The sequence below is a fragment of the uncultured Shimia sp. genome, from assembly GCF_947498095.1.
Lineage (GTDB): Bacteria > Pseudomonadota > Alphaproteobacteria > Rhodobacterales > Rhodobacteraceae > Shimia.
The window spans coordinates 341,997-356,242 of sequence record NZ_CANMJE010000001.1 but is presented as its reverse complement, the minus strand read 5'-3'; the positions used below and the strand labels follow the sequence as shown (position 1 = coordinate 356,242).

The 14,246-nt window shown below is 55.6% G+C and carries 14 protein-coding genes; 11 read left to right on the top strand and 3 right to left on the bottom strand.

The features are described 5' to 3' along the window. Window positions 1-9 precede the first annotated feature (9 nt). Window positions 10-1,068, bottom strand: a complete 1,059-nt coding sequence (gene hemH / locus Q0932_RS01765) for a ferrochelatase (protein WP_299349052.1) — start codon at window positions 1,066-1,068, stop codon at window positions 10-12. 55 nt (window positions 1,069-1,123) lie between these two features. After that, complete coding sequence (locus tag Q0932_RS01760; RefSeq protein ID WP_299349050.1) at window positions 1,124-1,942, bottom strand: methyltransferase domain-containing protein; 819 nt, start codon at window positions 1,940-1,942, stop codon at window positions 1,124-1,126. A gap of 18 nt (window positions 1,943-1,960) precedes the next feature. Here Q0932_RS01760 and Q0932_RS01755 point away from each other — a divergent pair, with 18 nt between their 5' ends. The 4 genes from Q0932_RS01755 to Q0932_RS01740 are packed head-to-tail and all read left to right on the top strand — an operon-like array spanning window position 1,961 to window position 4,257. Beyond that, the gene (locus Q0932_RS01755; protein ID WP_299349048.1) at window positions 1,961-2,689 is read left to right on the top strand and encodes a double zinc ribbon domain-containing protein; all 729 of its coding nucleotides are present in this window, start codon (window positions 1,961-1,963) and stop codon (window positions 2,687-2,689) included. A gap of 38 nt (window positions 2,690-2,727) precedes the next feature. Next, window positions 2,728-2,985 (top strand): glutaredoxin 3, encoded by a 258-nt coding sequence (grxC, locus tag Q0932_RS01750; RefSeq protein WP_299349046.1) that lies wholly within the window; start codon window positions 2,728-2,730, stop codon window positions 2,983-2,985. Between the two features lie 3 nt (window positions 2,986-2,988). Then, window positions 2,989-3,819, top strand: a complete 831-nt coding sequence (locus Q0932_RS01745) for a carbon-nitrogen hydrolase family protein (protein ID WP_299349044.1) — start codon at window positions 2,989-2,991, stop codon at window positions 3,817-3,819. Beyond that, window positions 3,820-4,257 (top strand): MarR family transcriptional regulator, encoded by a 438-nt coding sequence (locus tag Q0932_RS01740; RefSeq protein ID WP_299349041.1) that lies wholly within the window; start codon window positions 3,820-3,822, stop codon window positions 4,255-4,257. Window positions 4,258-4,265: 8 nt separating this feature from the next. Here Q0932_RS01740 and ubiG read toward each other — a convergent pair whose 3' ends face one another. Further along, a complete protein-coding gene (ubiG, locus tag Q0932_RS01735) occupies window positions 4,266-5,012 on the bottom strand; it encodes a bifunctional 2-polyprenyl-6-hydroxyphenol methylase/3-demethylubiquinol 3-O-methyltransferase UbiG (RefSeq protein ID WP_299349038.1) in 747 nt (248 codons plus the stop codon). A 51-nt stretch (window positions 5,013-5,063) separates the two neighbouring features. On the opposite strand from ubiG, the gene pip reads away from it, so the two are divergent. The 7 genes from pip to nusA all read left to right on the top strand — a co-directional run bounded on the left by pip (window position 5,064) and on the right by nusA (window position 14,227). Next, on the top strand, window positions 5,064-6,035 hold the full coding sequence (gene pip / locus Q0932_RS01730) for a prolyl aminopeptidase (protein ID WP_299349036.1): 972 nt from the start codon (window positions 5,064-5,066) through the stop codon (window positions 6,033-6,035). 175 nt (window positions 6,036-6,210) lie between these two features. Beyond that, window positions 6,211-7,209: an ABC transporter permease gene (locus Q0932_RS01725; RefSeq protein ID WP_299349034.1), complete on the top strand. Its 999-nt coding sequence runs from the start codon at window positions 6,211-6,213 to the stop codon at window positions 7,207-7,209. A gap of 107 nt (window positions 7,210-7,316) precedes the next feature. Continuing rightward, entirely contained in the window at window positions 7,317-8,558 is a 1,242-nt protein-coding gene (locus Q0932_RS01720) for an ABC transporter permease (protein ID WP_299349642.1), read from the top strand. Window positions 8,559-8,568: 10 nt separating this feature from the next. After that, a complete protein-coding gene (locus Q0932_RS01715; protein WP_299349031.1) occupies window positions 8,569-10,221 on the top strand; it encodes an ABC transporter ATP-binding protein in 1,653 nt (550 codons plus the stop codon). A gap of 69 nt (window positions 10,222-10,290) precedes the next feature. Further along, entirely contained in the window at window positions 10,291-11,835 is a 1,545-nt protein-coding gene (locus Q0932_RS01710) for an ABC transporter substrate-binding protein (RefSeq protein ID WP_299349028.1), read from the top strand. Between the two features lie 185 nt (window positions 11,836-12,020). After that, window positions 12,021-12,602, top strand: a complete 582-nt coding sequence (rimP, locus tag Q0932_RS01705) for a ribosome maturation factor RimP (RefSeq protein WP_299349026.1) — start codon at window positions 12,021-12,023, stop codon at window positions 12,600-12,602. A 2-nt stretch (window positions 12,603-12,604) separates the two neighbouring features. Next, entirely contained in the window at window positions 12,605-14,227 is a 1,623-nt protein-coding gene (nusA, locus tag Q0932_RS01700) for a transcription termination factor NusA (protein ID WP_299349023.1), read from the top strand. Window positions 14,228-14,246: the final 19 nt, after the last annotated feature.

Genomic DNA, 14,246 nt, shown 5'->3' with positions numbered 1-14,246 from the left:
GGCTAGAGCTTATCCAATCCAACCCTTCAGGTTGTCTTGGATGATGTTTGACAGTGCCGAGATATGAGCGTCGTCATCGTTCAGGCATGGAATATAGGTGAAGTCTTCACCGCCGGCCTCTTCGAAACTCTCTTTGATCTCTTCGTTGATCTCTTCCAGCGTTTCGATGCAATCGGACGAAAACGCAGGTGCAATCACGGCAATACTCTTTTTGCCATCTTCTCGGGCAAGTCGGGCCACCTCTTCCACCGTGTAAGGTTGAAGCCATTCTTCCGGGCCAAACTGGGATTGAAATGTCGTCTTAAGTTGCGTGTCATCCCAACCCAAACGCTCTTTGAGAAGGCGCGTGTTTTTCATGCAGTGGCAGTGGTAAGGATCGCCCTCTTCAAGATATCTGATAGGCATCCCGTGGTACGACACCACTAAGATCTCCGGCTTCTTGTCCATCTCGCCATAGGTGCGTTCGATGGATTGAGCCAGAGCCTCGATATAGCCCGGGTTGTCGTAATAGGCTGGTACGGTCCGCACGGCGGGTTGCCATTTTTCTTTCATCAAGGCGCGAAAGAACTCGTCGTTGGCAGTGGCTGTCGTTGCCCCGCCATATTGCGGATACAGGGGAAAGAACAAGATGCGCTCACAGCCCGCGGCCACCATTTCGCGCACTTTCGATTCGGTTGAGGGGTTGCCATAGCGCATGCAGAAATCGACCATCACGTCGCCACCAAAGCTGCCCTTCATAACTGCATCGATCTTGGCGGTTTGTGCCTTGGTGATCGTGAGTAGCGGGCTTTCGTCAACGTCGTGATTCCAGATCGACTTATAAGCTTCGCCCGAGCTGAAAGGACGCTTGGTTAGGATGATGGCTTGGAGAATAGGTTGCCATTTCCATGCCGGATAGTCGATCACACGCTTGTCTGACAGGAATTGGTTCAGATACCGCCGCATTGGCCAATAAGTATAGCCATCCGGCGTACCCAGATTGGCCAGCAACACCCCGGTCTTGCCGCGCGCCACTTTGGGATGGTCCGCGGGGCCATGTTCAGGGCGGGTGGCATTGGCATTCTGCATCGTAACCTCACATCATCTCATCAGTCATCGTGACCTAGCGCACATAAATGCGCTGTCAATCCTTCAAGGGCGTCTCATCTGTGCCAAGCGCTTCTGCCAGTCGCGCGCCGGCTGACCCGGGCCGCAACGGCTGAGGCTGGCTTGCGTCGGGCGCCCAACCAGACAGGAATATCAATTCAAACGTGGCCGGGATGCGACCGTCTTCCATGTATTCCGAATTGTAGATTTCTGCCATGCGCAGCAAGACGTTGCGACCGGTTGGGCGGCGTAGGCGTCCGTGCAGCGCATTTGCTTCTCCCATTGCGCGCAAATCGCGCATCAGGTGCCACGGCGTTTCGTACGTAACCTTGAGCGGCACCGCATCTGCTACGGGCAACGCCAGTCCAGCGCGTTGTAGCAGCGCGCCAAGATCGCGAATTTCACCCATTGGAACCACGCGAGGCGACAGGCCACCGCTAACCTGTGCTTCGGCCTCGGCCATTGCTGCGCGCAGTTCGTGTAGCGTCTGCCCACCGAAGCTCACGCTTAGAAAATACCCGTCACCCTTAAGCGCCCGGCGACATTGGATGACCTGGCCCACAGGGTCATTTGCCCAATGCAGGCACATTGCATGGATCACAAGATCATAGGCACCGGTTTCCAGGTCCAGTACATCCTCGTCCGCAAGGATGTCTGCATGCGGCGCGACCCGACGCCAAAGATCTGAAAAGGCACAGACAATCGCAACCTTCGTAAACCCCCTGTTAACCAGTGTGAGGCGATCCTGAACGTCTTCAAGAGCTGTTTCTTGCAAGAACAGACCGCCGTTTTGGTCAGCGCGAGCGCGGTGACGCAAGAGGGCGGTTCTATCGGTCATGGTTGGGGTGTTCTGCATGGCGCGGACCATAGGGTGATGAGAGACAAGATTCAAACGGCGATCCGCCTCATTTATCCATCGCGCTGTGTAAGCTGTGGTGAGATGGTTGAAGGGGATTTTGGTCTTTGCGGGACCTGCTGGGGTGAGACGCCCTTTATCGGTGGATTGGTGTGTGATGGATGCGGCGTTCCTTTGCCCGGAGTATCTGACGGAACGCCCATTCACTGTGACGTTTGCCTCAAAATGCCGCGTTTGTGGGGGCAGGGGCGGGCGGCGATGTTGTATCGCGACAATGCACGGCGCATCGTTCTGGGCCTGAAACATGCCGACAAACAGGAATTGGCGCACCCTGCCGGGCAATGGATGGCCCGCGCCGCGCAACCGCTCTTGTGTGAGAATATGATCGTTGCACCGGTTCCTTTGCACCGGCGACGCTTTTTGATGCGTCGGTACAATCAGGCGGCCCTGTTGGGAAAGGTCGTGGCAGAGACGTTGAATCTGGAGTTTTGCCCCGACCTTTTGCAGCGACCCAGTGTTCGCGGCCATATGGATGGGTTGAAACAGGAGGAAAGGTTCAAAAAAATGCAGGGCGCGATACGCCCTCATCCACGACGGCTAAATCAGATTGCAGGGCGTCCTGTTTTGCTGGTCGATGACGTAATGACATCGGGCGCAACCCTAGATGCGGCAACGCGGGCGTGTATTGAGGCACGTGCCAGAGAAGTGAACGTGCTGGTACTGGCGCGCGTTGCAAAGGATGCCTAAATCCAGCACAAACGTTCAAACCGCGTGGGAATTGCATAATGAAACCAGTCGAAATCTACACCAGCCCTCTGTGTGGCTTCTGTCACGCCGCAAAGCGCTTGTTAAAACAGAAAGGCGTCACCTTTACGGAAATCGACGTGTTTCGCGCGCCAGACCGCAAGCCAGAGATGATCCAGCGCGCCAATGGTGGTCGCACCGTTCCTCAGATTTTTGTTGGAGAGATTCATGTCGGCGGATGTGATGATCTCTATGCGCTTGAGCATGCAGGTAAGCTCGATTCGCTGTTGGCGGCCTGAGACATGCGCGCGGCCCTGTTGCAGATTACCTCGTCAGACGATCCATCTGAAAACCTAGAGACGGTTCGGGAAATGCTGCGCGAGGCCGTAAAAAATGGTGCGGGCTTTGTTCTTACGCCTGAAGTTACCAATATCGTCTCGATGAGTCGTACCCATCAAAACACTGTTTTGCACCTTGAAGCGGATGATCCGACTCTCTCCGCGCTACAGGACGAAGCGCGGGCGCTGGGCATTTGGCTGCTGATCGGGTCCTTGGCGCTCAAGACCCACGACCAGGACGGACGCTTTGCCAACCGGTCCGTCATGATCAACCCGGAAGGCGAGATCGTCGCGCGATATGACAAGATTCATATGTTTGACGTGCAAGTGACGCCCGAGGAAACCTACCGCGAGTCGGACGGGTATCGTCCCGGCACCAGGGCCACGATGGTAGAAACACCGTTTGGCAATGTCGGGATGACGATCTGTTACGATGTGCGCTTCCCACATCTTTACCGGACACTGGCCAAGGCTGGAGCGCAGATTCTGACCGTCCCGGCGGCGTTTTCGCATGTGACCGGGGAGGCTCATTGGCACACTTTGTTGAGGGCGAGGGCTATTGAGACGGGTTGCTACGTGCTGGCTCCGGCGCAAACAGGTCAGCATCAGGCATCCCGGGGCGCCCAGCGGCGCACTTATGGGCATTCGCTTGTAATTGCGCCTTGGGGCGAGGTTTTATTAGATGCCGGAGAGGGCTGCGGCATCTCTTATGTTGATCTGGACCTTGAACAGGTGGCAAAAGCACGGGGTAAGGTGCCCGCTCTGGGCCATGACCGCGAGTTTGACGGACCCTGAATGAGTGACAACAACACACTGGCGATTTCCCTTTTTGGGGAAATCCTGATGGCCGACCAAATGGCTCGGGCACGTCTGACCAAGGCGTTGCCCAAAGGTATGGAGCTGTCCCACTTTTCTGTTCTCAACCACCTGACACCTGCAGGTGCCGAGCGTAGCCCAGCGCAATTGGCCAAAACCTTTCACGTAACGCGCGGGGCGATGACGAACACGCTGCACAAGCTAGAAGCTGCAGGATACGTACATATCCGCCCCGATTGGGACGACGCGCGTCGCAAGATTGTCGGGATCAGCCCGGCAGGCCGCGCTGCGCGGGATCAGGCGCTGCAATCAATCGCGCCAATGATAACAGACATTGTCGAAGAACTGGGTGAGGCGCGGGTGCGCGCCACACTTCCGATCTTGCGAGAGCTAAGGCTTAAATTAGAAGTGGGCTAACGTCGCACTTAGGTTGGCTTGGTGCTTGCGGTGACATAGTTGACGCTGAGATCACGATCAGAGATCGACCACTGCCAACTGATCGGGTTGAACACATAGCCTTTGCGGTCAACGGGGGTCAGCCCTGCCTGTTCGATCAGCGAGAACAACTCATCCGGTGTAATGAACTTGTGCCATTCATGCGTGCCTTTTGGCAGCCAGCGCATGACGTATTCTGCGCCGACGATGGCCGCTGCAAAGCTCTTGGCGTTGCGATTGATGGTCGAGCACAGATGCAGCCCGCCCGGTTTCAACAGCTGACGACAGGCAGTGAGATAGGCAAGTGGGTCGGCAACATGCTCGATCACTTCCATGTTCAGGACCACGTCAAATTGTTCACCCGCTTCGGCCATCGCTTCGGCAGTGGTGTTGCGATAATCGATATCAAGGCCGGATTGTTCCGCGTGGATTTGCGCAACCGGGATGTTGCGTGGTGCCGCATCTGCCCCAACCACCAAGCCGCCAAGGCGGGCCATGGGTTCGCTCAGCAACCCTCCTCCGCAGCCAATATCCAGCAATTGCAGCCCTTCGAACGGGCGTTGCGCACTGAGATCACGGTCAAATTCGGCAGCGATCTGTGATGTGATATAGTCAAGACGGCAGGGATTCATCTGGTGCAGGGGCTTGAACTTGCCCTTTGGATCCCACCATTCGGCGGCCATCGCTTCGAATTTTGCCACTTCCGAAGGGTCGACAGTGGTTTGAGACGCTTGCATTGTGATCTCCGTATGCTTCATGTGAGCCATCTGCTCTTATATAGGTCACTGATGGATAGAAACCCGAGCCAAAAGCGCGCAGTGCATTATCTTTATCCTCCGGTCGAACCTTTTGACCAGAGGATGCTGGATGTGGGCGACGGGCATCAGATTTATGTCGAGCAATCCGGGCGCCCCGACGGATTGCCCGTGGTTGTGGTGCATGGCGGGCCGGGTGGTGGCTGCAGCCCCGCGATGCGACGTTATTTCGACCCCAAGGTCTATCGGATAATCCTGTTTGATCAGCGCGGTTGCGGTCGCTCAAAGCCACATGCTTCTGTTGACGCCAATACAACATGGCACCTCGTGGCGGATATGGAGCGTATTCGCCAGGATCTGGGTGTTGACGACTGGATCGTTTTTGGCGGCAGTTGGGGGGCGACCTTGTCGCTGATTTATGCGCAAACGCATCCACAACGCGTGGCGTGCCTTGTTCTGCGTGGTGTTTTCCTGATGACCCAACGTGAGTTGGATTGGTTTTATGGCGGCGGAGCTGGCCAATTCTGGCCGGAACCTTGGGAGCGATTTTCAAGCCTGATCCCAGAAGACGAACACGGCGACATGATTGGCGCCTATCACACGCGATTGTTTTCAGGCGATCACGCGACCGAAGTCAAATTTGCGCGGGCTTGGGCAGCGTGGGAAAACGCTCTGGCATCGATCCATTCCAACGGTTCTTGGGGAGAGCCACCAGCGGAATATGCACGCGCTTTTTCGCGTTTGGAAAATCATTATTTCAAAAACGCTGGCTTTCTTGAGGAAGACGGCCACATTCTGAATCGCCTAGAAAAGATTGCCGAGATCCCCGGATTTATCGTGCAAGGACGCTACGATATGATCTGTCCGCCGCGTTCGGCTTATGCACTAAGTCAGGGGTGGGAAAACGGTCAATTGCGCATGATCCGCGATGCCGGACACGCTCTTTCAGAGCCCGGTATCAGTGCTGAACTGGTCCGGATCATGCAAAATCTGGCGACCTCATAAGTCCAGCGCAGATGCCAAATTAGCGCCAGCAGTACAAATAATCCTGCAAAAACCAACCAAAATACAGTGAAAGCGCAAAGGTGAGACAGAAAGTTTCTTTTCTGTCTTTACAGGTGGCCGTGCACCGTTAACCTGAACGCAATCAAAGATATAACGACACAACAGGTGAGGACACGTGGCCTCTATACTCAGAATCATTGCACAGCGTCTCGGCCTTGGGCTTCTGACGCTGCTCGTTGTTTCAATCGTAATTTTCACGGCGGTGAACTTGCTGCCGGGTGATTTTGCCCAAGCCATCCTGGGTCAGGGCGCTACTCCAGAAGCGATTGAAGCTATCCGTAAAGACCTAGGACTGAATGATCCCCCGGTGACGCGATACTTCCAGTGGCTGGGCGGGGCTATTCAAGGTGATCTGGGCAATAGTTTTGCGCAAGCGAACTTTGCCAGCTTTGCCGGTTCTGACACCGGATCAGGTTTGGCGTCGGTGGCGGCTCAGGTTGGACCACGATTTGCGAACACAATGTTCCTGGCCGGTGTTACGGCGATGATCGCGGTGCCAATCGCGGTCACCTTGGGCATTCTGGCAGCACTTTACCGGAACTCGATTTTTGACCGGGCCGCGAACGTGATGACGTTGTCGTCCATTTCGTCACCTGAATTCTTCATGGCTTATGTGCTGATCCTGTTTCTGGCAGTTTTGAACCCGATCCTGCCTTCGCTCTCCAACATCTACGATGGCATGGAGTTCAGTGAGCGCCTAACCAAGACGTTGCTTCCAGCGTTGACACTGACACTGGTTGTGACCGCCCACATGATGCGGATGACACGGGCGGCGATTATCAACCTCTTAGCCTCTCCTTATATCGAGATGGCGCGGCTCAAGGGTATCTCGCCGATGCGGGTGATTGTTAAGCACGCCCTGCCAAACGCTCTGGCGCCGATCATCAACGTGATTGCACTCAACCTCGCCTACCTGATCACCGGTGTGGTCGTGGTTGAGGTGGTGTTCGTTTATCCGGGTATCGGTCAGCTGTTCGTCGACAGTGTGAAAATTCGGGATATTCCTGTGGTGCAGGCATGCTGCCTGATCTTTGCCGCAGCTTACATCCTGCTGAACCTGATGGCGGACATCCTGTCAATTATCTCTAACCCACGTCTGAGGCATCCAAAATGAGTATCTGGGTACAACTTGTTGTCGCCCTTGCGGTCATTGCTGCAGGCGGTTGGGCATTTCGTTTCGCGGGTCAGAAACTGACCAAAAACGCACCTTACTATCGAGACATGCCATTTGGCGTTGCCTTCGGTTATGTTCTGGGTGCGGCGCTGCTCATTTGGGTCATATCGGTGTACTACACCGCGCGCACCGCAGAGCCAGCGATTGCGAATAAATACTTCTTCATACGGGTGGCGATCGAGGGCTTTATCGGCTTTGCGATCATTGCTTACTATTTCCGACTCGCGGGGATCTACATCGGGTCTGAGGGCAGTAAAAAACTGTTCCGGTCAATGCCGCTCACGGCGGCGTTCGGGATCATCACAATCATCTTTTACGCGTTCCTGGCAGTTTTTGCCGGGCAGATCTCGGCGATTACGATCATTGTGCTGGCTGCGCTTGGCGTACCCTTATGCGTCTACGCCCGAGTGAACTTTCGCAAGGACGCGGCAAAGTCGATTGTTGGAGTTGTCAGCGTCACGCTGATCGTCTTCATCGTGATGTATTTTGTCGGACCCCTTGCGCCTTATGGGCAGGAAGAAATCCTTGGTGCGGCCAACATCGTGCCCGGCGGCGATCCGGCCATTGGCGGCAATCCGGATTATCCCCTGGGAACTGATCAGATTGGTCGCGACATCCTCAGCCGCCTAATCTACGGCGCGCAGAACACTGTGGGAATCGCGTTTGCGACCACCGTTCTGGCGTTCGTGATTGGTGCGACGCTGGGTTTCCTGGCGGCGACAATCGGGGGCTGGCTGGACCAGTTCATCTCGCGCGCGGTTGACGTGCTCATGGCCATTCCCTCGCTGATCTTTGCGCTGTTGTTGATGACAATCGCCAGCGTCTGGGCGCCGGTTCTTGGTATTCCGCTGACCTACTTCATGATCGTCATCATTGCTGTGATCGACTCCACACGTGTCTTCCGTCTGGCGCGGGCGGTTGGGATCAACATCGTTGTGATGGACTATATCGAGGCCGCGAAACTGCGCGGTGAAGGTATGGGCTATCTGATCTTCCGCGAGATTCTGCCAAATGCGTCTGCGCCTTTGTTGGCCGAGTTTGGTCTGCGCTTCTGCTTCGTGTTCCTGACCATTGCCTCACTGAGCTTCCTCGGTGTGGGTATCCAGCCGCCGCTGGCGGATTGGGGAACCATGGTAAAAGACCTCGCACAATTCATCAACTTTGCCGCCTTTGCGCCGCAAGTCGCCGCCGCACCGCTGCTGGCAGCAGGAGCCATTGCCCTGCTGACGGTTGCTGTGAACTTCGTGGTCGACTGGATGCTGCACAAATCGTCCGGCCTGAAAGAGTAAGGAGACGCAGATGTCAGAGAGTGAACTGCTTCTGAAAGTACGCGACCTCCAGATTGATGGCCGCAGCGACGAAATCTGGAATCCGATCATCAACGGTGCCAGCTTTGACCTGAAAAAGGGTGAAGTGATGGGGCTGATCGGGGAATCCGGGGCAGGCAAATCCACGATGGGTTTGGCGTCTATGGGGTACACCCGAGATGGGTGCCGCATTTCCGGAGGAACGGTTGAGTTTGACGGAATTGATCTCGTAAATGCAGCCGCCGCGGTTAAACGCGACCTGCTAGGTAAGCGGATCGCTTACGTGGCTCAATCTGCCGCCGCGAGCTTTAATCCGGCGCACCGTCTGATTGACCAGCACACTGAGGCACCAGTTCAGCACAAGGTCAGTTCGCGGTCGGACAGCGAAGCCGATGGGATTGAACTTTATCGTAAGCTGCGGCTTCCGAATCCTGACGAAATTGGCTTTCGGTATCCGCACCAAGTGTCTGGTGGTCAGCTACAGCGGGCAATGACGGCGATGGCAATGGCCTGCCGTCCGGACCTGATCATCTTTGATGAACCGACCACGGCGCTGGACGTGACCACGCAGATTGAGGTTCTCGCTTCGATCCGCGAGATCGTTGAAGAGTTCGACACAGCCGCGATCTACATCACGCATGACTTGGCTGTGGTTGCCCAGATGGCCGACAAGATCAAAGTGATGCTCAAGGGTGATGAAGTCGAAGAGGCGGACACCCGGACGATGCTGTCAGCACCGACCCAAGAATACACCAAGTCGCTCTGGGCTGTTCGCAGCTTTCAGCGGCCGCAAAAGCCGGCGGTGCATACAAGCGCCACGCCGATCATTTCGGTTCGGAATGTGACGGCGGCCTACGGCAAAGTGCCCGTTCTGCATGATGTCAGCTTTGACATGCATGAGGGTCGCACAGTCGCGGTCGTGGGGGAATCCGGTTCCGGAAAGTCCACCACTGCGCGTTGTATCACCGGCCTTCTGCCTCCTAAGTCGGGGCATATTGAGTTCAACGGCGAGGCGATGCCTCTGGATTACCGCAAGCGCAACAAAGATCAGCTGCGTCAAGCGCAGATGATCTATCAGATGGCTGATACAGCTCTGAACCCGCGCAAGACTATTGGCGAGTTGATCGGACGCCCGGTACAGTTCTACATGGGCCTGACCGGCAAGGCCAAACGTCGTCGCGTTGACCATTTGCTGGAAGAAATTGAACTGGAGCCCGAAATCTACTTCAACCGCTATCCCAGCGAGTTGTCGGGCGGTCAAAAGCAGCGGATCGGGATTGCCCGCGCGCTGGCTGCCGAACCACAGTTCATTATTTGTGACGAAGTGACCTCGGCGCTGGACCAGCTGGTGGCCGAAGGTATTCTTAAACTGTTGGCCAAACTACAGGATGAGTTGGGCCTTAGTTATATGTTCATCACACATGATCTCGCGACTGTGAAATCAATCGCAGACGAGGTCGTGGTAATGAAAGACGGTCGCGTGGTGGAACAGGGGCCCAAGGACGACATGTTCAAGCCTCCGCACCACGCCTACACCGACTTGTTGCTGAGTTCGGTTCCTGAAATGGACCCGGATTGGCTTACAAATCTTCTCAATGAACGCGGAGTTGATAACATCGGCGACGCTGCAGTTGGTAAGATGTAAAACGAATCGCCCCGGGAAACGGGGTGACACACTTCGGAAACTCCGAAAAACCTACATGGGAGATGTAATATGAATAGAATCAGCAGACGTGGCCTGCTTAAGACTGGCGCAGCCGCTGGTGTACTGGCGGCTACCGGCATGCCAGCAGTGGCAATGCCGAAACGCGGCGGAACGCTGCGCCTTGGCCTGGCCGGCGCCAACACTTCAGACAGCTGGGATTCGCGGACACACTCAGACAGCTACATGATCATGTGCTCTCACGGTGCTGTTTTTGACACACTGACCCAAGTGGCCGCCGACGGTCAGCTGATCGGTGAACTGGCCGAGAGCTGGGAAGCCAGCGCCGACGCCAAAACCTGGACCTTTACACTGCGTAAGGGCGTAAAGTTCCACAATGGCAAAGACTTCAACGCTGACGACGTCATTTCATCGTTGAATATGCACGTGGCCGAAGGCGCAAAATCTGCCGCCAAGCCGATCGTTGAGCCGATCACTGAAATGAAGAAGATGGGCGATCACCAGATCCAGATGACGCTGTCAGCTGGCAATGCCGATTTCCCATTCCTTCTGTCAGATTATCACCTCTGCATGTACCCAGATGGTCAGATCGAAGAAGCTATCGCGAAAGGTATCGGCACTGGCCTCTACCAAGTCGAAGCATTCGATCCCGGCGTCCGTACACTTCTGAGCCGTGTCAGTGAGCACTACAAAGATGGCAAAGAAGGCTGGTTTGATAGCATCGAAGTGATCGCGATCAACGACGCATCTGCCCGTATGAACGCGCTGATGACCGGTCAAGTGGACGCTGTGAACCGCGTTGACTTCAAGACCGAGCCGCTCATGAAAGCCAACCCGATGATCAACATCTTCGAGGTGACAGGTAACCAGCACTTCACCTTCCCGATGCTGACAAATGTGGCTCCGTTCGACAACATTGACGTACGTAAAGCCCTGAAGCATGCCATCAACCGTCAGGAAATGGTGGACAAGGTGCTGCAAGGTCACGGTCGTGTTTCGAATGACAACCCGATCGGCCCGGCAAACCAGTACTTCGCCGACGACCTGCCAATGAATGAGTATGATCCGGACAAAGCCATGCACCACCTAAAAAAGGCTGGCATGGAAGGTCTTAAGATCGATCTTTCGGCATCTGACGCAGCCTTCCCAGGCGCAGTTGACGCGGCCCAGCTGTATCAAGCATCTGCCAAGGCAGCAGGCATCGACATCAATGTGGTCCAAGAGCCTTCGGATGGCTACTGGTCCAACGTCTGGCTCAAGAAGCCTTGGTGTGCTTGCTACTGGTCCGGTCGTGCGACCGAAGATTGGATGTTCTCGGTCAACTATGCAGTAGGTGCTCCGTGGAACGACAACCACTGGGACAACGCACGCTTCCAAGAGCTGATGCTTTCGGCACGTGCTGAGCTCGACAGCGCCAAGCGTAAGGAGCAGTACCGCGAGATGCAGGGTCTGCTGTCGTCTGAAGGCGGTACCGTCATCCCGATGTACGCCAACTATGTCGACGCCCACAGCACCAAGCTGACCAACTCGGGCACCATCGGCAACGTGTTCCAAATGGATTCGTCGCGCCTGATGGAACGTTGGTGGTTCGCGTAAGCGAAAACCCGGAAATTAATGAAGCGCCCCGCAATTTGTGGGGCGTTTTCGTTTAGACCTTGCAGACTCGGGAACTCAGGCGTATATGCCTGATCAACAGCGACGCGCTGGGGTCCAAACCCAACGCTCACCGGTAAGTCGACACGGGCCGCTGGCCCGTTTTTTTGTGCCTGGAGGCACGTGCAATGAGTGACATGATTGCTAAGGCAGCGATTGATCGCAAACTGGCCGACATCATCATCCCAGTCATCGAAGACATGGGATTTGAACTCGTGCGTTTACGCCTGATGGGCGGTAAGACTCACACATTGCAGATCATGGCAGAACGCCCGGATGGCGGCATAGAAGTCGATGAATGCGCCGAAATTTCGAACGCTGTCAGCGCAACTCTTGATGTTGAGGATCCGTTGGTCGATTCTTACGTTCTGGAAGTTGGTAGCCCCGGTATCGACCGTCCGCTGACCCGCCTCAAGGACTTTGAGAACTTCGAAGGATATGACGCGAAACTTGAAACCTCAGATCTGATCGACGGGCGCAAACGCTTTAAGGGCGTGTTGGCCGGTGTCGAGGGTGAGGAAGTGCTGATCAACATCGAAGATCAGGGCGAAACAGTTACGGTTGGCCTGCAGTTTGATTGGCTCGCAGATGCCAAGCTGACGCTGACCGATGACCTTATCAAAGAAATGCTGCGCCAGCGCAAAGCGGCGGGCACCATTAACGAAGACGATTTTGACGAGATCGAGACCGAAGGGTCCGAGGAGGAGTAATCATGGCTATCACCTCTGCAAACCAGCTTGAGCTGCTGCAAACCGCCGAGGCCGTTGCGCGGGAAAAAATGATCGACCCGGGCCTTGTGGTTGAAGCGATGGAAGAGTCGCTCGCACGCGCGGCCAAGTCGCGCTATGGCAGCGAAATGGACATTCGTGTCGCGATCGACCGCAAAACCGGCAAGGCGACCTTTACCCGCGTCCGTACCGTGGTTGAGGAAGAAGAGCTTGAGAACTATCAGGCTGAGTTCACCGTCGAGCAAGCCAAACAATACATGGAAAACCCCGAAGTGGGCGCCCAGTATATTGAAGAAATTCCTCCGGTAGAAATGGGCCGCATCGCGGCTCAGTCGGCCAAACAGGTTATTCTGCAGAAGGTCCGCGAAGCTGAGCGCGATCGCCAGTTCGAAGAGTTCCAGGACCGTGTTGGCACCATCATCAATGGTGTGGTTAAACGCGAAGAGTACGGCAACGTGATCGTCGACGTGGGCCGGGGTGAGGCCATCCTGCGCCGGAACGAGAAAATCGGCCGCGAAAGCTATCGCCCGAATGACCGCGTGCGCTGCTACATCAAAGATGTGCGCCGCGAAACACGTGGTCCGCAGATCTTCCTGTCGCGCACCGCACCGGAATTTATGGCTGAGCTGTTCAAGATGGAAGTGCCGGAAATCTATGACGGTATTATCGAGATCAAAGCCGTGGCCCGTGATCCGGGTTCGCGCGCCAAGATTGCCGTGATCTCGTATGACGGATCGATTGACCCCGTTGGTGCTTGTGTGGGTATGCGCGGGAGCCGTGTGCAGGCCGTTGTAAACGAGCTGCAGGGCGAAAAGATCGACATCATTCCGTGGAATGAAGATCAGCCAACGTTCCTTGTGAACGCGCTGCAACCTGCTGAAGTATCCAAGGTTGTTTTGGACGAAGAAGCAGGCAAGATCGAAGTGGTTGTTCCCGACGAGCAGCTGTCGCTGGCCATTGGTCGCCGCGGCCAGAACGTGCGTCTTGCCTCGCAACTGACCGCGCTGGACATCGATATCATGACCGAGGCCGAAGAATCCGAGCGTCGTCAGAAGGAATTCGAAGTTCGTACCGCGCTGTTCATGCAAACGCTGGATTTGGACGAATTCTTTGCTCAACTCCTCGTATCTGAAGGGTTCACCAGCCTGGAAGAAGTTGCCTATGTAGAGATCGACGAATTGTTGGTCATTGACGGGGTTGATGAAGACACCGCAAACGAATTGCAGGCCCGCGCGCGCGACTTCCTTGAAGCACAGGCAAAAGCAGCCTTGGATGCCGCACGTGAACTGGGCGTCCAGGACAGCCTGTTTGCATTCGAGGGTCTGACACCCCAAATGATTGAGGCATTGGCCAAAGATGGCGTTCTGAGCCTTGAAGACTTTGCAACCTGTGCCGACTGGGAACTGGCCGGTGGCTGGACAACGGTCGATGGTGAAAGATCCAAGGATGACGGTATTCTCGAGCCCTTTGGCATGACGCTGGAAGAAGCACAGGATATGGTCATGACCGCCCGCATCATGCTGGGTTGGGTTGACCCGGCTGAACTGGAAGCTGCTGCTGCTGCAGAAGCCGAAGAAGGTGAAGCAGAACAGGAGGCCGAGGCCTGATCTCAGGCCTCGGAGGCTT